The sequence below is a fragment of the Streptomyces sp. NPDC003635 genome (genome assembly GCF_053587635.1).
This window is the reverse complement of record NZ_JBSFOK010000012.1, coordinates 134542-152102: the sequence shown is the minus strand read 5'-3', so window position 1 is coordinate 152102 and position 17561 is coordinate 134542. Positions and strand designations below refer to the sequence as shown.

The following is a 17561-nucleotide window of genomic DNA, read 5'->3' as shown; positions in this document are numbered from 1 at the left end:
AGCCCCCACCATGGACACGATCCCCCTCACCCCCGACCTCGTCCGCGGCGCCCTCGACCTGGAGCGGACCCCACACGGCCTGCTGCCGCACCGGCTCCCCACGCGGGCCCGCGTCCAGTGCGCCGACCCGCAGCTGGCCATGGCGGAGGCCCAGCCCTCCGGCGTACGGCTGGCCTTCCGCACCCGGGCCACCACGGTGGAGCTGGACACCCTGCCCACGAAGCGGTCCTACGTCGGCGCCCCGCCCCGCCCGGACGGTGTCTACGACCTGCTCGTCGACGGAGTCCTCACCGACCAGGCGGTGGCGGCCGGCGGCAACACCGTCACCGTCGACCCGGCCACCGGCGAACCCCAGCTGCGGCCCGGCCCGGTCGCCGGCCTGCGCTTCACCGGCCTGCCCGGGCGGGAGAAGGACGTGGAGATCTGGCTGCCGCACAACGAGATGACCGAACTGGTCGCCCTGCGCGCCGACGCCCCCGTCGAGCCCCTGCCCGACCGGGGCCGCAGGGTCTGGCTGCACCACGGCAGCTCCATCAGCCACGGCTCCGACGCGGCGAGCCCCACCGGCATCTGGCCCGCCCGCGCCGCGGCCCTGGCGGGCGTGGAGCTGATCAACCTGGGCTTCGGCGGCAGCGCCCTCCTCGACCCGTTCACCGCCCGCGCCATCCGGGACACCCCGGCCGACCTGATCAGCGTCAAGATCGGCATCAACCTGGTCAACCTGGACCTGATGCGCCTGCGCGCCTTCGTCCCGGCCGTCCACGGCTTCCTGGACACCATCCGCGAGGGCCACCCCGAGACCCCGCTGCTCGTCGTCTCCCCCATCCTGTGCCCCATCCACGAGGACACCCCGGGGCCGGGCGCCTTCGACCTCTCCGCGCTCGGCGAGGGAAAGCTGCGCTTCTGGGCCACCGGCGACCCCGAGGAGACGGCGGCCGGGAAACTGACGCTCACGGTGATCCGCGAGGAGCTGTCCCGCGTCGTGGAGCAGCGCGGGCCCGATGACCCGAACCTGCGCTACGTCGACGGCCGCGACCTCTACGGCGAAACGGACTACGCCGAGCTGCCGCTCCCCGACGAACTCCACCCGGACGCCGCGACGCACCGCCTGATGGGCGAGCGCTTCGCGCGGCTCCTGACCGCGGGCTAGCGCTCGAACCGGTACCCCATCCCGGGTTCGGTGATGAAGTGCTTCGGGTGCGAAGGATCCGCCTCCAGCTTCCTTCGCAGCTGGGCCATGTACACGCGCAGATAGTTCGTCTCCGTCCCGTACGACGGCCCCCAGACCTCCTGCAGCAGCTGCTTCTGACTCACCAGCCGCCCGGAGTTGCGCACCAGCACCTCCAGCAGGTGCCACTCCGTCGGGGTCAGCCGGACGTCCGCGCCGTCGCGCCGGACCTTCTTGGCGGCCAGGTCGACCGTGAACGTGCCGGTCTCGACGAGGACATCCTCCTCGCCGCCCCCGACGGGCTCGGCGCGCCGGACCGCCGCCCGCAGCCGGGCCAGCAGCTCGTCCATGCCGAACGGCTTCGTCACGTAGTCGTCCGCGCCCGCGTCCAGGGCCTCCACCTTCTCGTCGGAGGAATGCCGGGCGGAGAGCACCAGGATCGGCACCCGGGTCCAGCCGCGCAGGCCCCGGATCACCTCGACGCCGTCCATGTCGGGCAGACCGAGGTCGAGGACCACCACGTCGGGGTGGCGGGCGGCGGCGAGCTGGAGCGCGGTGGCGCCGTCGTGCGCGGCGTCGACCTCGTACTTGCGGGCCTTGAGGTTGATCACAAGGGCGCGCACGATCTGCGGCTCGTCGTCGATCACGAGCACCCTGGTCATGTGGCCTGCCTTTCGGGTTCCTGGACTACCGGGGAGAGCGCCGCCGCCGCGCGGAGCGTGAGCACCATGGTGAGGCCGCCTCCCGGGGTGTCCTCCGCGCTCAGCGTCCCGCCCATCGCCTCGGCGAAGCCTCGCGCGACCGCGAGTCCGAGCCCCACCCCGGCGCCGCGTGGAGCGTCACCGTACCGCTGGAAGGGCGCGAAGATCCGCTCCTTCGCCTCGTCCGGGACGCCCGGACCGCGGTCCACGACCCGCACCTCGACCCGGTCGGCGAGGGAGCTGGCGCCGACCAGGACGGGGGTGCCGGGCGGGCTGTACTTCACGGCGTTCTCCACGACGTTGGCGACCGTGCGCTCCAGCAGCCCGGGGTCGACGGCGACCATCGGCAGGGTCTCCGGGACGTCCAGCTCCACGCTGTCCTCGGGCACCCCGCCGAGCGCCATCGGCACCACCTCGTCGAGGTCGATCTCACGGACGATCGCGCTGACCGTGCCGGTCTGCAGGCGGGACATGTCGAGCAGGTTGCCCACCAGGTGGTCGAGGCGGTCGGCGCCCTCCTCGATACCGGCCAGCAGCTCCGCCTCGTCCTCGGCCGACCAGGCCACGTCGTCCGAGCGCAGGCTGCTCACGGCCGCCTTGATCCCGGCGAGCGGGGTGCGCAGATCGTGGCTGACGGCGGCCAGCAGCGCCGTACGGATGCGGTTGCCCTCGGCCAGCGCGCGGGACCGGTCGGCCTCCTCCCGAAGGCGGCGCCGGTCCAGCACGACGGCGGCCTGCGCGGCGAACGCGGCCAGCACCCGGCGGTCCTCGGCGGGCAGCACCCGCCCGGTCAGCGCCAGCGCCATGTGGTCCCCGACCGGCATGTCGACGTCGGCGTCCTCCGGGCGCTCCACGGGCCGGCCGAGGCCCACGCTGCCCGCGCAGGTCCACGGTTCGCGGTCGCCGGTCCGCTCCAGCAGGGCCGCCGACTCCATCCCGAAGGTCTCGCGGACCCGTTCCAGCAGCGCCTCCAGGCTGGTCTCGCCGCGCAGCACGTCGCCCGCGAGGAAGGAGAGGATCTCCGACTCGGCGCGCAGCCGGGCGGCCTGGTGGGTGCGGCGGGCGGCGAGGTCGACGACGGAGGCGACCGACACCCCCACCCCGACGAAGATCGCGATGGCGACGATGTTCTTCGGGTCGGCGATGGTGAACCGGTGCAGGGGCGGGGTGAAGAAGTAGTTCATCAGCAGCGACCCGACGGCGGCCGAGGCGAGCGCCGGGAAGAGTCCGCCGAGCAACGCCGCCGCCACGACCGCCGTCAGGAACAGCAGCATGGTGTTGGCCAGACCCAGGTCCACGGCGTTCAGCAGCACCGCGAGGGCCACCGGGAGGCCGAGCCCGACCAGCCAGCCCCAGATGATCCGGACCCGCCCGAGCCGCGCCCCCCGGGCGACGGGCAGCCCGCGCCCCTTGGCGGCCTCTTCGTGGGTGACGATGTGCACGTCGAGATCGGGCCCCGACTCCCGGGCGACGGTCGCGCCGACGCCGGGGCCGAAGACGTACTGCCAGGCCTTGCGGCGCGAGGAGCCGAGCACGATCTGGGTGGCGTTCACCCCGCGCGCGAAGGCCAGCAGGGCCGCTGGGATGTCGTCGCCCACGACATGGTGGAAGGTGCCGCCGAGATCCTCGACCAGGGTGCGCTGGACGGCGAGTTCCTTCGGCGAGGCGGAGGTCAGCCCGTCGCTGCGGGCGATGTACACGGCGAGCACCTCGCCCCCGGCGCCCTTCTCCGCCAGTCGGGCGGCCCGCCGGATCAGCGTGCGCCCCTCCGGGCCGCCGGTCAGCCCGACCACGATCCGCTCCCGCGAGCCCCAGATCCTCGACACCCGGTGCTCGCCGCGGTACTCCCGCAGGTACTCGTCGACCCGGTCGGCCACCCACAGCAGGGCCAGCTCCCGCAGGGCGGTCAGATTGCCCGGCCGGAAGTAGTTCGACAGCGCCGCGTCGACCTTGTCGGGCCGGTAGACGTTGCCGTGCGCCATCCGCCGCCGCAGCGCCTGCGGCGACATGTCGACCAGCTCGATCTGGTCCGCCCGCCGCACCACCTCGTCCGGCACGGTCTCCTGCTGCCGTACGCCGGTGATCGACTCGACGACGTCCCCCAGCGACTCCAGGTGCTGGATGTTGACGGTCGATATGACGTCGATCCCGGCCGCCAGCAGCTCCTCGACGTCCTGCCAGCGCTTGGTGTTGCGCGAGCCGGGCACGTTCGTGTGCGCCAGCTCGTCGACGAGGGCCACTTCGGGCCGCCGGGCCAGCACGGCGTCGACGTCCATCTCGGTGAAGACACCGCCCCGGTACGCCAGCTCCCGGCGCGGGATCTGCTCCAGACCGTGCAGCATCACCTCGGTGCGCGGCCGGCCGTGGTGCTCCACGAACGCGACCACGCAGTCCGTGCCCCGCTCGATACGCCGGTGCGCCTCGGAGAGCATCGCGTACGTCTTGCCGACGCCCGGTGCCGCACCGAGGTAGATCCGAAGCCTGCCGCGTGCCACAGCGTTGACTTTACGGCGAGCAAACCGGACATACGGCACCGGGTGTGGCCGCCGGGTGGCTTTTGACGCAACCCTGACGCGTCCGCACCCGGCGCCCGTCCGCCCCGCTCAGGAGGGGTTGTCCCCGTGGGTGAGGGTCTCCCAGGCGACGAAGAGGTTGTTGCTGCCCGCCGGGCGGCCCCGCTCGGTCAGCGTCCCGGTGTTGGTCATGGCGATGCCGAGCCGGTTGTGCAGGGCGTTGTAGCCGACCTCGGTGACCGGGCCGAGCCCCAGGTGCAGGGAGCCGCCGCACAGCCAGCTCGGTACGGCCGTACCGAGTTCGTACTTGGCCTGGAAGCCGAGCGCGTGCCGCAGCCGCTCGCCGACGTCGGTGCCGTACAGGTCCTGGCCCTGGATCCGGCTGGTCTCGGCGACATGGGAGATCGCGGAGATGCCGTAGCCGGTGTGCGTGAGGTCGCGGCAGGTCTCCTGGGTGAGTCCGGTGACGAAGGTGGATTGGCCCTGCCAGTACCGCACGACCTTGTCGCGGGTGTCGAGGTTCTGGCTCGGCACGGTCCTCGGCAGCTCGCCGTCGGAGGCGAGGTAGACGTAGGCGGCGGTGCGCGTGCGGAACTTCGCCATGGCCTTGTCGTACGACGTCTTGTCCTCGAGGAAGACCGAGATGCCGATGGCCGCCTCCATCATCGACAGCTCCCAGTTCCCGTTGGAGTTGGAGCCGTTGATGATCTCGGGGAGGTAGACGTCGCGGAGCATGGTCGAGAAGCGGCCGGAGTTCGGCCAGCCTCCGGTGTACGTGTACTTGATGATCTCGGCGGCCTTGGGCCAGGAGGAGCCGGCCCAGCCGGTCTGGAGCGGGGCGTTGCTGTTGGTGTGGTCGGTGATGACGGCGGACCAGGCGTCCATGAGCTGGATGGACTTCTGGGCATAGCGCGCGTCCCGCGTGATGTACCAGGCGAGGGCGTTGGTGTACGCGGCTATGGCGTCCTCGCGCTCGTCGGTGCAGCCGTAGTTGGGGTTGGAGTACGAGCCGCACTCCACGACCGCGCGGGGCCTGGGGGTGCGGTTCAGGTCGGCGTACTTGCTCGCCATCATCTGGTCGTAGGCGCCCTTCCAGGGCTGGGCGCCGGCCAGGACCTTGCTGCGGGTGAAGTCCAACTGGCCCTTGGAGACGGTGACTCCGGGGTGGACGAAGGTGGCGGGGGCTGCGCTGGAGGGCTGCGCGAGGACACCGCTGAGGCTGAGCAGGAGGGCGGTGACGGTCGCCAGGAGGGGGGTTCGACGCACGACGGCTCCGTTCTCATACATGAACACGGGGCACTCTGTTGAATGCGAGTGACGCGACGTTAGGTCCAGACCAATCACCCGTCAAGGGTGCGCGCACGACTAAGGGCCGCACCCCGCCCGGGGTACGGCCCTTGATTCGCTCGACCGCGCGGAGCGGCTAGCGGACTTCGGTGATCTCCGGTCCGCGCTGCAGCTGACCCATGCCACCGGAGAAGCGGGAGCCGCCCTCCTCCTGCTGGACCCCCTCGGGGACCATCTGGGCGTCGTTCGGCAGCTTCAGGACGATCGGGTCGCGGGGCGCCATCGGGCCCTCGCCGCGGACCACGACCGTGTCGCGGAAGATCTGCTCCAGCAGCCCGGCCGCCTGCGGCTGCACCGCGCCCTGGCCGGAGATCACACCGCGCAGGAACCAGCGCGGACCGTCCACACCGACGAACCGCACGACCTGGAAACCGCCCGTGCCGTCCGGCAGCTGGACCGGGACCTGCGCGCGCAGCTCCCAGCCGAGGGGACCCTCGACCTCGTCGATGATGCCGCCCTGCTGGGTGATGCCGGCGCCGATCTCCTCGCGCACCTCGCCCCAGATGCCCTCGCGCTTGGGCGCCGCGAAGGCCTGCAGCTGGATGGCGCTGTCGCGCAGCACGACGGTCGCCGCGACGATCGCGTCGCCCGCGACCTCGACCCGCAGCTCCATGCCGTCGACGCCGGGCACGAAGAGCCCGCCCAGGTCCACCCGGCCCTCGCCGGGCTCCCGCACCTCGGTGCTGTCCCACGGTCCGTCGGGCCGCGGCTCCGGCTCCAGGCGCACGCGCTCGCGCGTGCCTTCGTCGTCCGCCTCGGTGTCGACGCCGTCGACGACCTGCTCGGGCTCGCCGGCCGCGTCCTCGGCGGCACCCTTCTTCTTGCGACGTCCGAACACGTCACTGTCCTTCCCGGTCGGATACGACCGAAGCGTATCTAGTCCCACCCGTCGTGCCGCCCTCGGCGGCCTGACCGCTTGTGCCGCGCCCGCCGTCCACGGCGGCGTGCCCACCGGTGGACCCGAAGCCCCCCTCGGCCCGCGCCGAGTCGGGAAGCTCCGCGACCTCCTGGAAGCGGACCCTCTCGACCTGCTGGACGACCAGTTGGGCAATCCGGTCGAAGCGCTCGAACCGCACGGACTCGCGCGGGTCGAGATTCACCACGATCACCTTGATCTCCCCACGGTACCCGGCATCAACCGTCCCTGGGGCATTCACCAGGGCGACACCGCAGCGGGCGGCCAGTCCGGAACGTGGGTGCACGAAGGCCGCGTACCCCTCCGGCAGCGCCACAGACACCCCCGTCGGCAGTACGGCCCGTTCCCCGGGCTTCAGTTCGCAGGGCTCGGTCGTGCGCAGATCCGCTCCGGCGTCGCCGGGGTGCGCGTACGACGGAAGCGGTACGTCCGGATCGACGCGGCGAATCAGCACGTTCAGCGGGTCACGGCTCACGGGTTCACCTCGAAGGCGCGGGCCCGCCGCACCTGGTCCGGATCGCTCATGGCGGCCTGGATCTCCTCCTGGCGGCCGTTGTCGATGAAGTGGTCGACCTTGACCTCGATGAAGAGCGCGTCGGCGCGGACGGCGACCGGGCCGTCGGGGCCGCCGACGCGTCCGGTGGCGGTGGAGTAGATCTTCCGCCCGGCCACCGCGGTCACCTCGGCCTCCAGGTGCAGCGTGGTGCCCACCGGCACCGGCCGCCGGAAGTCGGTCTCGAGCCGGCCGGTCACGGCGATGGTCCGCAGCAGCCAGTTCAGCGAGCCGAGGGTCTCGTCGAGCGCGGTCGCGAGGACGCCTCCGTGCGCGAGGCCCGGGGCGCCCTGGTGCTCGGGGCGCACGGTGAACTCGGCGGTGAGGGAGACCCCTTCGCCCGCCCGTGCCTGGAGGTGCAGCCCGTGCGGCTGCTCACCGCCACAACCGAAACACTGGCCGTAGTGCGCACCGAGCAGCTCACCCGGCGCGGGAGCATCACGGTGTCGCACCGGTGTCACGGCGTCGGCCGGGGGCTGAAGGCTTGCGGATGTACCACTCACAGCCGCTGACCTTACCCGCGCGTCGGCACGTTCCGGACACCGTGCCAAGCTTGGCTCCATGCAGCTCTCCGCCACCCCGTACGAAGAACGCCTCACCGCCCCCCGCTCGTGGTGGCTGATGTCGGTCCTGGTCGGCGTCTCCCTGGCGCTGATCCTGCTGCCGTTCGGCACCCTGCCGATGCTCGGCGGGCTGGTCGGCGGCACCGCGGCGGCGGCCGTGGTGGCCAGTTCCTACGGCGCCGTCCGCATCCGGGTGGTGGGCGGCTCGCTGATCGCCGGCGACGCGAAGATCCCGGTCACGGCGCTGGGCGAGGCGGAGGTCCTGGACCCGGAGGAGGCCCGGGCCTGGCGCACCCACAAGGCCGACACCCGCGCCTTCCTGCTGCTGCGCGCCTACATCCCGCGCGCCCTGCGGGTGGAGGTCACGGACCCCGAGGACCCGACGCCGTACCTGTACCTGTCGACGCGCGACCCGGAGGGCCTGGCCGAGGCGATCAGCGCGGCGAAGGCCGCCTAGCACACAGGGTCGAGGGGTCCCCGGAACGGGGACCCGGCGCCCGCGGCTCTCAGTTCTTCCCCGACTCGCCGCTCTTGCCGAAACCGCCGCCCTTCCCGAAACCGCCGAAGCGTCTGCGGCCGACTTCCCGGGTGATGTCGCCCATGGTCAGCGGATCGGCCGGGGTCTCCAGTGGCGGAAGGGCCGCCAGCGCGTCCCACGGCACCTGGATCCTGCGCAGGTCCGCGCGGATCCGGTCCGCAAGCTTCTTGGTGTCTCTTCGGTTCATCAGCGCGCCCACGGCCGCGCCGACCATGAACGGCATCAGGTTCGGCAGATTGCGCACCATCCGCTTCATGATCTGCTGCCGCAACTGGTGCTTCATCTGGGAGTTCAGCGCCACGCTCACCGTCGACGGTTTGGTCACGTCGACCCCGCGCTCGCCGGACCAGGAGTCCAGGTACGCGGTGGAGCGCTGCTTCAGGTTCCCCGGCGGCCGTACGCCGTAGACCTCGTGCAGCTCGGCGATCAGTTTCAGCTCGATCGCGGCGACCCCGGTGATCTCCGCGGCCAGCTCCGTCGGCATCGCCGGCGGCACGGGCAGCATCGCCGCCGCGCCGACGCCCGCGCCGACCGTCGACGTCGCCGTCATGGCGCCCGCGACGAGCTTGTCGGCGAGCTGCTCGGGGCCGAGCCCCGGGAACTGTCTGCGCAGGGTCGCGAGGTCGCGTACGGGCACTCGCGGGGCGTTCTCGATGATCCGGTCAGCCAGGTAGGCGAGCCCCGCCTTCGCGCGGCTGCCGCCCTTGCGGACGCCTTCCCGGGCCTTCTCACCGATCACCGCGGCCCGCCGCCGGGCGACGGGCGCGGGAGACTGCGCCGGCACCGGCACATGGCCAGGGCCGGCCGCAGCTTCGAGCGAGGCCGATCCCGTACCGGATGAGCCTCGCTCGTCGTCACGCGCGCCGTGCGGGCCGTCGGACGGCCCTTGGTCCGCTCCCCGCGAGGGGAAGCGGCGCTTCCAGGGAGGGGTCGAGCCGGTCATGCCCGACCCGCCCTCAGTCGCAGTCGCGGCAGATCGGCTGACCGTTCTTCTCCCGGGCCAGCTGGCTGCGGTGGTGCACCAGGAAGCAGCTCATGCAGGTGAACTCGTCCTGCTGCTTGGGCAGCACCCGGACGGCCAGCTCCTCGTTCGAGAGGTCCGCTCCGGGCAGCTCCAGGCCTTCCGCGGCCTCGAACTCGTCGACGTCCACTGCGGAGGTCGACTTGTCGTTCCGCCGGGCCTTGAGCTCTTCAAGGCTGTCCGAGTCGACGTCGTCGTCGGTCTTGCGTGGGGTGTCGTAATCCGTTGCCATGTCGCTCTCCCCCTCTGGGTGTCTGCGGTGTCTCCAGCGCACGTAACGCGTGAGAGGCCGGACTTGTGCCCGACCCGAGGCGGAGATTTTGCCTCACATCAAGGTCTGTTACTCAATCGACACCCAACCGGACTCCTCAAGAGTGATCGGCTTGGATGGCGATGCGGACCGTACACGGTCCCAATGCCGCACTTCAAAGGCGTCTCACCGTGTACTTCCCGTGATCAAGACCCCCGAAAACCCGGATTTTCCCGGCTTTCCGGCGGGGCGCATGATCACGGAGAGTAGATGGCCGGAAATTCGCCCTTGTGATCGATCACACACGGTACCGCTCATCCCGCCCTCGGAAAATTCCGCGCAAAGCGAACATCCCCGTGTGTGCACGGCAACGATCTCAGACGGGCAGGGCAACCCTCATCACCAGCCCGCCCCCTTCGCGCGGCTGTGCCGCGATGTGCCCGCCGTGCGCGCGGGCCACGGACCGCGCGATGGACAGGCCGAGCCCGACGCCCTTGTCGCTGCCCGTGCGCTCCGTCCGCAGCCGCCGGAAGGGCTCGAACAGGTTGTCGATCTCGTACGCCGGGACGACGGGGCCGGTGTTCGTCACGACGAGCAGCGCCTGGCCGTGCTGGAGCTCGGTGGTGACCTCCACCCAGCCGCCCTCGGGGATGTTGTACCGCACGGCGTTCTGCACCAGGTTCAGGGCGATCCGCTCCAGCAGCACGCCGTTGCCCTGGACCACCGCGGGGTCGCGCTTGCCGCGGATCTCCACGCCCTTGGCCGCCGCCTCGCCGTGCACCTGGTCCACGGCCTGCTCGGCGACCTCCGCGAGGTCGACGGGTTTGCGCTCGACGATCTGGTTGTCGCTGCGAGCGAGCAGCAGCAGGCCCTCCACCAGCTGCTCACTGCGCTCGTTGGTGGCCAGCAGGGTCTTGCCGAGCTGCTGGAGCTCCACCGGCGCCTCCGGGTCGGACAGGTGCACCTCCAGGAGCGTGCGGTTGATCGCCAGCGGGGTGCGCAGCTCGTGCGAGGCGTTGCCGACGAAGCGCTGCTGCGCGGTGAAGGCCCGCTGGAGCCGCTCCAGCATGTCGTCGAAGGTGTCCGCGAGCTCCTTCAGCTCGTCGTCCGGGCCGTCCAGCTCGATCCGCCGGGAGAGGTCGGAGCCGGCCACCGCGCGGGCGGTGCGGGTGATCCGGCCGAGCGGCGACAGGACGCGTCCGGCCATCGCGTAGCCGAAGGCGAAGGCGATCACGGCGAGGCCGAGGAGGGCCAGCAGGGAGCGGCTGAGCAGGGTGTCCAGAGCGTGCTGGCGCTGTTCGTTCACGCACTCGTTCAGCGCGCGGTTGAGCTCGTCCGCGGGGAGGCTGGTGGCACGCATGTTGCACATGTCGCTGGACACGGAACCGGACAGGATCCGGAAGGGCAGATCACTGCCGACGTTCAGCGCGCTCGCGGCGAGCAGGTAGATGATCGACAGCAGCAGGATGCCGGCGATCAGGAACATGCCGCCGTAGAGCAGGGTGAGCCGTATACGGATGGTGGGGCGCAGCCAGGGGAAGGGCTGCACCTGCTTTCTCGGGTCCCAGGTCGGTTTCGGGGGCGCCTGGGGCGGTGCGGGGGTCGCTGCCATGGGGGATCAGATCCGGTAGCCGGAGCCGGGGACGGTGACGATGACGGGGGGCTCGCCGAGCTTGCGGCGCAGCGTCATGACGGTGACCCGGACGACGTTGGTGAACGGGTCGGTGTTCTCGTCCCAGGCCTTCTCCAGCAGCTGCTCCGCGGAGACGACGGCGCCCTCGGAGCGCATCAGCACCTCCAGCACGGCGAACTCCTTGGGCGCGAGCTGGACCTCCTTGCCGTCGCGGAAGACCTCGCGGCGGTTGGGGTCGAGCTTGATCCCGGCGCGCTCCAGCACCGGGGGCAGCGGGACGCTCGTACGTCGGCCGAGGGCACGCACGCGTGCCGTGAGCTCGCTGAAGGCGAAGGGCTTGGGGAGGTAGTCGTCGGCGCCGATCTCCAGGCCCTCGACCCGGTCGCTGACGTCGCCGGAGGCGGTGAGCATCAGCACGCGGGTGGGCATGCCGAGTTCGACGATCTTGCGACAGACGTCGTCGCCGTGCACGAGCGGGAGGTCGCGGTCGAGGACGACCACGTCGTAGTCGTTGACGCCGATGCGCTCCAGGGCGGCCGCACCGTCGTACACGACGTCGACGGCCATGGCCTCCCGGCGCAGTCCGGTGGCCACCGCATCGGCGAGCAGCTGCTCGTCCTCGACGACGAGTACGCGCACGTCGCTGTTCCTTCCTGATGTCCACCCGCGTAGCGCCGCTCGGGCGCGCGGGCAGGGGTCTGCTGGGGTGTGTTGGCCTCCATCCTGCCCTTTTCGGCCATAAGTCGGCGGTAAGACGGGTGAGTGACGCATGCAGGGCGGGTGTGAGGCCCGGGAATGCCAGATTTTCTCCGTGGGTTGAGGTTTCCGTGAATGGGAGCGGGGGGAGGACGGCTTTACACCCCGCGATCACGCTCTGCTTGTGCCGCACCACCATGCGGTACAAGGCAATCCGCTTTCCGCAGAGCGGTCGACGTGATCGCCCCTTCCGAACGGCACACCCCCGTGCCACCGACCCACGACCCAGGACGAGGGGGCACAGCATGGACGCATTCACCGCAGGGCTTCTGCAGCGCATAAGGGCGACCGAGTCCGACCTGACGCGGGCCCGTGACGAGGGCGACGACTTCCTCGTCGAGGTGGAGCAGGGCGAGCTCGACGACCTGCGCCGCCTCGCCGCCGAGCACGGTGTGGAAGTCGGCGCAGCCAGCGTCTGATCAGCGTGTCAGCACCCGCGTGAGCAACAGCTTGAGCAACGAGAAGCACCCCGGCGAATCCAGCGCCGGGGTGCTTTCGCTTGCTCGGGGTCGCCGCTCAGTCGTGCCAGGCGCCGAAGTCCTCCAGCAGCCGCTGGAGGGGCTCGAAGACGCCCGGGGTGGCCGCCACCGCCAGATCGTTCGACGGGCGCTCTCCGGGGCGCCCACCGGTCAGCGCGCCCGCTTCCCGGGCGATCAGGTCGCCCGCCGCGAGGTCCCAGGGGTGCAGACCCCGCTCGTAGTAGCCGTCCAGCCGGCCCACCGCCACGTCGCACAGGTCGACCGCGGCCGAACCCGAGCGCCGGATGTCGCGCAGGAGCGGGATCAGCCGGTGGGCGACCTCGGCCTGGTGGAGGCGGACCTGGGTGACGTAGTTGAAGCCCGTGGAGACCAGCGCCTGCTCCAGGGGCGGCGCCGGGCGGCAGGTCAGCGGGCGCTCGCCGTCCCAGGCGCCCGTGGCCCAGGCGCCGGCGCCGCGGACCGCGTGGTACGTCTCCCGGCGCATCGGGGCGGCGACGACTGCGACGACCGTCTCGCCGTCCTGCTCGGCGGCGATGGAGACCGCCCAAGTCGGCAGGCCGTACAGGTAGTTGACCGTGCCGTCGAGGGGGTCGACGACCCAGCGGATTCCGCTGGTGCCGTCGGTGGAGGCGCCCTCCTCGCCGAGGAAGCCGTCGTCGGGGCGGTGGTCGGAGATCAGGTCGGTGATCAGCTTCTCGGCCGCGATGTCCATCTCGGTGACCACGTCGATCGGGCTCGACTTGGTCCTGGCCACCGCGAGGTCGGCCGGGCGGCCGTCCCGCAACAGGTCGCCCGCGCGCCGCGCGGCCTCCTGGGCGAGACGGAGCAGGTCCGAGTGCAGGGGGTCGGTCACGGGGCTCCTCGGGTGTCGGGCGTCGGGCGTCGACTCGGGGCGGTCGGGGCGCGGACCGGGGCAGCCTTCGCGGCGGGGCTGCGCCCGCGTCGGCTCTGCCCGGTGGACGGGGGCGTATCGGCTTGGCTCGGGTGTGAGGGGGCGGTCCGGGTGTGCGTACGGTCGCGGCGCGGACCGGGACGGACCCGGGCGTGGGCCGAGGGCTCCGCCCGGGGCGGCTCTGCCCGGCGGACGTGGGAACGGTTGGGCTCGGGTGCGAGGGGGGGGCGGTCCGAGTGTCCGTACAGGTATTCGGGCCGCCCCCTCACGTGCGGGGGCGAGCGGGCCGGGCCGCCGCGTGCCGCTCCGGCCGGTCAGGCCTACGGGCTGTCCGCGCCCGCGGCGGCGGGACGGGGGGCGCGGGCAGGGCAGCAACCGACCGGGCAGAGGTTGTGGCTCGGGCCGAGCGCGCCGAGGGCGCACGGCGTGACCGCCCGCCCGCTCTCCGCGGCGGCCCGCTCCAGGACGAGCTCGCGGACCGCGGCGGCGAATCTCGGGTCGGCGCCGACCGTGGCCGAGCGGCGCACCGGCAGCCCCAGCTCCTCCGCCTTGGCCGTGGCCTCGGTGTCGAGGTCGTACAGGACCTCCATGTGGTCCGAGACGAAACCGATGGGGGCCATGACGACCGCCGGGACGCCGGAGGCGTGCCGCTCCTCCAGGTGATCGCAGATGTCGGGCTCGAGCCACGGGATGTGCGGGGCGCCGGAGCGGGACTGGTAGACGAGCCGCCAGTCGTGGTCGACCCCGGTGCGCTCGCGGACCGCGTCGGCGATCAGCCGCGCCACGTCCAGGTGCTGCTTCACGTACGCGCCGCCGTCGCCGTGGCCCTCGACCGGTCCGGAGGTGTCCGCCGCGGAGTCCGGGATGGAGTGGGTGGTGAAGGCGATCTCGGCGTCGGCCCGGACCTCCTCGGGCAGATCGGCCAGCGAGCGCAGCACACCGTCGATCATGGGCTCCACGAAGCCCGGGTGGTTGAAGTAGTGCCGCAGCTTGTCGATCCTCGGCGGCTCGAGGCCCTCCGTCTCGAGCGCGGCGAGCGAGTCGGCGAGGTTCTCGCGGTACTGGCGGCAGCCCGAGTACGAGGCGTAGGCGCTGGTGGCGAGGACGAGGACCCGGCGCCGGCCGTCGCGCGCCATCTCCCGCAGGGTGTCCGTGAGATAGGGCGCCCAGTTGCGGTTGCCCCAGTACACCGGCAGGTCCAGGCCGTGGTCGGCGAAGTCCTTGCGCAGGGCGTCGAGGAGCGCGCGGTTCTGGTCGTTGATGGGGCTGACCCCGCCGAAGAGGAAGTAGTGCTGTCCGACTTCCTTCAGGCGTTCTTTGGGGATGCCGCGGCCTCGCGTCACGTTCTCCAGGAACGGAACCACGTCGTCCGGGCCCTCCGGGCCGCCGAAGGAGAGCAGGAGCAGGGCGTCGTAAGGGCTGGCATCGAGCGCGTCTGGCATGCCACCGATCCTGCCACCCGGCACTGACAGCCGGGAAACGGCGGGGTGGCGACCCGGTTCCCGACCGGCCGATCGGGTGCATTAGGGTCACCTCACTCGTAAGCTGTATCGGCCATCTACACGCCTTACGCCCCGACGCCTCGCGCGCCGCCTTCCCCGTGACCGGAGAGCCTGTGCCCAGCCCCTACCGCGCCCTGTTCGCCGCCCCAGGCTCCAAGGGCTTCTCCGCCGCGGGCTTCCTCGGCCGCATGCCGCTGTCGATGATGGGCATCGGCGTGGTGACGATGGTGTCCCAGCTGACCGGCCGCTACGGCCTGGCGGGCGCCCTGTCGGCCACGATCGCGCTCGCCGCGGCGGTGGCCGGCCCGCAGGTCTCGCGCTGGGTCGACCAGTACGGCCAGCGGCGGGTGCTGCGCCCGGCGACGCTGGTCTCACTCGTCGCGGGGGCCGGGCTGCTGTTCGCCGCGCACTACGGCTGGCCGGACTGGACGCTGTTCGTGTTCAGCGCGGGCATCGGCTGCGTGCCGAGCGTCGGCGCGATGGTCCGGGCCCGCTGGGCGGCGCTCTACCGGGGCACTCCGCAGCTGCACACCGCGTACTCCTTCGAGTCCGTGGTGGACGAGGTCTGCTTTATCTTCGGGCCGATCATCTCCATCGGCCTGTCCACGGCCTGGTTCCCGGAGGCCGGCCCGCTGCTCGCCGGCTGCTTCCTGGCGGCCGGTGTCTTCTGGCTGACCGCCCAGCGCGCCACCGAGCCCGAGCCGCACCCGCGCGAGCGGCACGAGGGGCGCGGTGACAGCGCCCTGCGCTCCGCCGGGCTCCAGGTCCTGGTGGCCACCTTCGTTGCGACCGGCGCGATCTTCGGGGCGGTCGACGTGGTCACCGTGGCCTTCGCCGAGGAACAGGGCCACAAGGGCGCCGCGAGTGTCGTCCTCGCCCTGTACGCGGCGGGTTCCTGTGCGGCGGGCGCCGTCTTCGGGCTGCTGCACCTCAAGGGAGCCCCCGAACCTCGCTGGCTGCTGGGCATATGCGCGATGGCCGTGAGTATGATCCCCCTCCTACTGGTCGGAAACTTGCCGTTTCTGGCCGTGGCGCTGTTCCTTGCGGGACTCTGCATCGCTCCCACGATGATCACGACGATGTCCCTCATCGAGCAGCACGTACCACGCGCGCAACTGACCGAGGGCATGACCTGGGTGAGCACCGGGCTCGCGGTCGGCGTCGCGCTCGGCTCCTCCGCGGCCGGCTGGGTGATCGACGCGGCCGGTGCGCGGGCCGGGTACGGGGTTCCGGCGGTTTCCGGAGCCGTCGCGGTCGCGGTCGGTTTCCTCGGGTACCGCCGGCTCAGCAAGCCGGATCCGCGTCGGGGAGGCACCGTTGAGCAGCACAGCGAGCGGGAAGAACGGAACGTGGCGTAACTGGGGCGGAAACGTCTCCGCCCGCCCCGCGCGGGAGGTCGAACCCGCCTCGGTCGAGGAGCTGGCGGCTGCCGTGCGCAAGGCGGCCGAGGACGGTCTGAAGGTCAAGGCCGTCGGCACCGGGCACTCCTTCACCTCGATCGCCGCCACCGACGGTGTGCTGATCCGCCCTCGGCTGCTGACCGGTATCCGCACCATTGACCGGGACGCCATGACCGTCACGGTGGAGGCCGGCACCCCGCTCAAGCGGCTCAACCTGGCCCTGGCCCGCGAGGGTCTGTCGCTGACCAACATGGGCGACATCATGGAGCAGACGGTCTCCGGGGCCACCAGCACGGGCACCCACGGCACGGGTCGCGAGTCCGGCTCGATAGCCGCCCAGATCACGGCCCTGGAGCTGGTCACCGCCGACGGCTCGGTCCTCACCTGCTCCGCCAAGGAGAACGCGGAGGTCTTCGCGGCCGCCCGGATCGGCCTCGGCGCGCTCGGCGTCGTCACCGCGATCACCTTCGCCGTGGAGCCGGTCTTCCTGCTGACGGCTCGCGAGGAGCCGATGACCTTCGACCGGGTCACCCGCGAGTTCGACCAACTGTGGGCCGAGAACGAGCACTTCGAGTTCTACTGGTTCCCGCACACCGGGAACGCCAACACCAAGCGCAACAACCGCAGCGCGGGCCCGGAGCGCCCGGTGGGCCGGCTCAAGGCCTGGTTCGAGGACGAGTTCCTCTCCAACGGCGTCTTCCAGACCGCACAGTGGGTGGGCCGCGCGGTGCCCGCCGCGATCCCGGGCATCGCCCAGGTCTCCAGCAAGGCTCTCTCCGCGCGGACGTACACGGACATTCCCTACAAGGTCTTCACCTCGCCGCGCAGGGTGCGCTTCGTGGAGATGGAGTACGCCCTCCCGCGCGGGGCGGTCGTCGAGGCGCTGCGCGAGCTGAAGGCGCTGGTGGACGGCTCCGACCTCAAGGTCAGCTTCCCGGTGGAGGTGCGCACCGCGCCGGCCGACGACATCACCCTGTCCACCGCCTCCGGACGGGACAGCGCGTACATCGCCGTCCACATGGCCAAGGGGACGCCGTACCACCGGTACTTCACCGCCGCCGAGCGGATCTTCACCGCGCACGAGGGCCGCCCGCACTGGGGCAAGCTGCACACCCGGGACGCCGACTACTTCGCCGGAATCTACCCGCGCTTCGGCGAGTTCACGGCGCTGCGGGATCGGCTCGATCCGGATCGGCTGTTCCAGAACGACTACTTGCGGAGGGTCCTGGGGTCGTAGCGCAGGCGCCGGGCCCGAGGCTCGCGCTCGCTGAGGGCGCGGGGGCGCGGGATCCGGACGTGCCTTCCGTGAACTGGCCCGGAACGGGCGGC

General features: G+C 71.8%; 17 protein-coding genes. 5 read left to right on the top strand and 12 right to left on the bottom strand.

Annotated elements, in window-relative coordinates:
• The first annotated feature begins 10 nt into the window (after nucleotides 1-10).
• Nucleotides 11-1150 carry a GDSL-type esterase/lipase family protein gene (locus tag ACWDRW_RS14560; protein ID WP_451723143.1) on the top strand — a complete coding sequence of 380 codons (1140 nt, stop codon included), beginning with the start codon at nucleotides 11-13 and terminating at the stop codon, nucleotides 1148-1150.
• On the opposite strand, the gene ACWDRW_RS14555 is transcribed toward ACWDRW_RS14560, so the two are convergent.
• The 6 genes from ACWDRW_RS14555 to ACWDRW_RS14530 form a co-directional block, all read right to left on the bottom strand.
• Nucleotides 1147-1830 (bottom strand): response regulator, encoded by a 684-nt coding sequence (locus ACWDRW_RS14555; protein ID WP_451723142.1) that lies wholly within the window; start codon nucleotides 1828-1830, stop codon nucleotides 1147-1149. The two genes, ACWDRW_RS14560 and ACWDRW_RS14555, sit on opposite strands and share 4 nt — an antisense overlap.
• Nucleotides 1827-4364 carry a DUF4118 domain-containing protein gene (locus ACWDRW_RS14550; RefSeq protein ID WP_451723140.1) on the bottom strand — a complete coding sequence of 846 codons (2538 nt, stop codon included), beginning with the start codon at nucleotides 4362-4364 and terminating at the stop codon, nucleotides 1827-1829. The genes ACWDRW_RS14555 and ACWDRW_RS14550 overlap by 4 nt, the downstream gene beginning before the upstream one ends.
• 108 nt (nucleotides 4365-4472) lie before the next feature.
• Nucleotides 4473-5669 carry an alginate lyase family protein gene (locus ACWDRW_RS14545; RefSeq protein ID WP_451723138.1) on the bottom strand — a complete coding sequence of 399 codons (1197 nt, stop codon included), beginning with the start codon at nucleotides 5667-5669 and terminating at the stop codon, nucleotides 4473-4475.
• A 136-nt stretch (nucleotides 5670-5805) separates the two neighbouring features.
• The gene (locus ACWDRW_RS14540; protein WP_451723137.1) at nucleotides 5806-6567 is read right to left on the bottom strand and encodes a DUF3710 domain-containing protein; all 762 of its coding nucleotides are present in this window, start codon (nucleotides 6565-6567) and stop codon (nucleotides 5806-5808) included.
• Between the two features lies 1 nt (nucleotide 6568).
• Nucleotides 6569-7120 carry a dUTP diphosphatase gene (gene dut, locus ACWDRW_RS14535; RefSeq protein ID WP_451723136.1) on the bottom strand — a complete coding sequence of 184 codons (552 nt, stop codon included), beginning with the start codon at nucleotides 7118-7120 and terminating at the stop codon, nucleotides 6569-6571.
• Nucleotides 7117-7701 carry a PaaI family thioesterase gene (locus ACWDRW_RS14530; protein WP_451723134.1) on the bottom strand — a complete coding sequence of 195 codons (585 nt, stop codon included), beginning with the start codon at nucleotides 7699-7701 and terminating at the stop codon, nucleotides 7117-7119. The genes dut and ACWDRW_RS14530 overlap by 4 nt, the downstream gene beginning before the upstream one ends.
• A gap of 58 nt (nucleotides 7702-7759) precedes the next feature.
• Between ACWDRW_RS14530 and ACWDRW_RS14525 the strand changes: the two genes are divergently transcribed.
• Entirely contained in the window at nucleotides 7760-8218 is a 459-nt protein-coding gene (locus ACWDRW_RS14525) for a DUF3093 domain-containing protein (RefSeq protein ID WP_451723133.1), read from the top strand.
• 49 nt (nucleotides 8219-8267) lie between these two features.
• Here the strand turns inward: ACWDRW_RS14525 and ACWDRW_RS14520 are convergent, their stop codons facing one another.
• The 4 genes from ACWDRW_RS14520 to ACWDRW_RS14505 all read right to left on the bottom strand — a co-directional run bounded on the left by ACWDRW_RS14520 (nucleotide 8268) and on the right by ACWDRW_RS14505 (nucleotide 11842).
• Nucleotides 8268-9242 (bottom strand): hypothetical protein, encoded by a 975-nt coding sequence (locus ACWDRW_RS14520; protein ID WP_451723131.1) that lies wholly within the window; start codon nucleotides 9240-9242, stop codon nucleotides 8268-8270.
• Between the two features lie 13 nt (nucleotides 9243-9255).
• A complete protein-coding gene (locus ACWDRW_RS14515) occupies nucleotides 9256-9552 on the bottom strand; it encodes a DUF4193 domain-containing protein (protein ID WP_005481602.1) in 297 nt (98 codons plus the stop codon).
• 394 nt (nucleotides 9553-9946) lie between these two features.
• Nucleotides 9947-11182 carry a sensor histidine kinase gene (locus ACWDRW_RS14510; RefSeq protein ID WP_451723128.1) on the bottom strand — a complete coding sequence of 412 codons (1236 nt, stop codon included), beginning with the start codon at nucleotides 11180-11182 and terminating at the stop codon, nucleotides 9947-9949.
• Nucleotides 11183-11188: 6 nt separating this feature from the next.
• Nucleotides 11189-11842 (bottom strand): response regulator transcription factor, encoded by a 654-nt coding sequence (locus ACWDRW_RS14505; RefSeq protein WP_007385219.1) that lies wholly within the window; start codon nucleotides 11840-11842, stop codon nucleotides 11189-11191.
• A gap of 362 nt (nucleotides 11843-12204) precedes the next feature.
• Here ACWDRW_RS14505 and ACWDRW_RS14500 point away from each other — a divergent pair, with 362 nt between their 5' ends.
• Complete coding sequence (locus tag ACWDRW_RS14500; RefSeq protein WP_210576912.1) at nucleotides 12205-12378, top strand: hypothetical protein; 174 nt, start codon at nucleotides 12205-12207, stop codon at nucleotides 12376-12378.
• Between the two features lie 97 nt (nucleotides 12379-12475).
• Here ACWDRW_RS14500 and ACWDRW_RS14495 read toward each other — a convergent pair whose 3' ends face one another.
• A complete protein-coding gene (locus tag ACWDRW_RS14495; protein ID WP_451723127.1) occupies nucleotides 12476-13291 on the bottom strand; it encodes an inositol monophosphatase family protein in 816 nt (271 codons plus the stop codon).
• A gap of 359 nt (nucleotides 13292-13650) precedes the next feature.
• Nucleotides 13651-14772 (bottom strand): ferrochelatase, encoded by a 1122-nt coding sequence (locus ACWDRW_RS14490; protein ID WP_451723125.1) that lies wholly within the window; start codon nucleotides 14770-14772, stop codon nucleotides 13651-13653.
• A gap of 173 nt (nucleotides 14773-14945) precedes the next feature.
• Here ACWDRW_RS14490 and ACWDRW_RS14485 point away from each other — a divergent pair, with 173 nt between their 5' ends.
• Both ACWDRW_RS14485 and ACWDRW_RS14480 read left to right on the top strand, forming a co-directional pair.
• Nucleotides 14946-16190: an MFS transporter gene (locus ACWDRW_RS14485; RefSeq protein WP_451723123.1), complete on the top strand. Its 1245-nt coding sequence runs from the start codon at nucleotides 14946-14948 to the stop codon at nucleotides 16188-16190.
• A complete protein-coding gene (locus tag ACWDRW_RS14480) occupies nucleotides 16150-17469 on the top strand; it encodes a D-arabinono-1,4-lactone oxidase (protein ID WP_451723122.1) in 1320 nt (439 codons plus the stop codon). The genes ACWDRW_RS14485 and ACWDRW_RS14480 overlap by 41 nt, the downstream gene beginning before the upstream one ends.
• Nucleotides 17470-17561 lie beyond the last annotated feature (92 nt).

Coding starts and splice junctions, on each gene's coding strand:
- ACWDRW_RS14500 (WP_210576912.1), top strand. CDS start 12,205: ATGGACGCATTCACCGCAGGGCTTCTGCAGCGCATAAGGGCGACCGAG.
- ACWDRW_RS14510 (WP_451723128.1), bottom strand. CDS start 11,182: ATGGCAGCGACCCCCGCACCGCCCCAGGCGCCCCCGAAACCGACCTGG.
- ACWDRW_RS14520 (WP_451723131.1), bottom strand. CDS start 9,242: ATGACCGGCTCGACCCCTCCCTGGAAGCGCCGCTTCCCCTCGCGGGGA.
- ACWDRW_RS14560 (WP_451723143.1), top strand. CDS start 11: ATGGACACGATCCCCCTCACCCCCGACCTCGTCCGCGGCGCCCTCGAC.
- ACWDRW_RS14490 (WP_451723125.1), bottom strand. CDS start 14,772: ATGCCAGACGCGCTCGATGCCAGCCCTTACGACGCCCTGCTCCTGCTC.
- ACWDRW_RS14515 (WP_005481602.1), bottom strand. CDS start 9,552: ATGGCAACGGATTACGACACCCCACGCAAGACCGACGACGACGTCGAC.
- ACWDRW_RS14525 (WP_451723133.1), top strand. CDS start 7,760: ATGCAGCTCTCCGCCACCCCGTACGAAGAACGCCTCACCGCCCCCCGC.
- ACWDRW_RS14555 (WP_451723142.1), bottom strand. CDS start 1,830: ATGACCAGGGTGCTCGTGATCGACGACGAGCCGCAGATCGTGCGCGCC.
- ACWDRW_RS14545 (WP_451723138.1), bottom strand. CDS start 5,669: ATGTATGAGAACGGAGCCGTCGTGCGTCGAACCCCCCTCCTGGCGACC.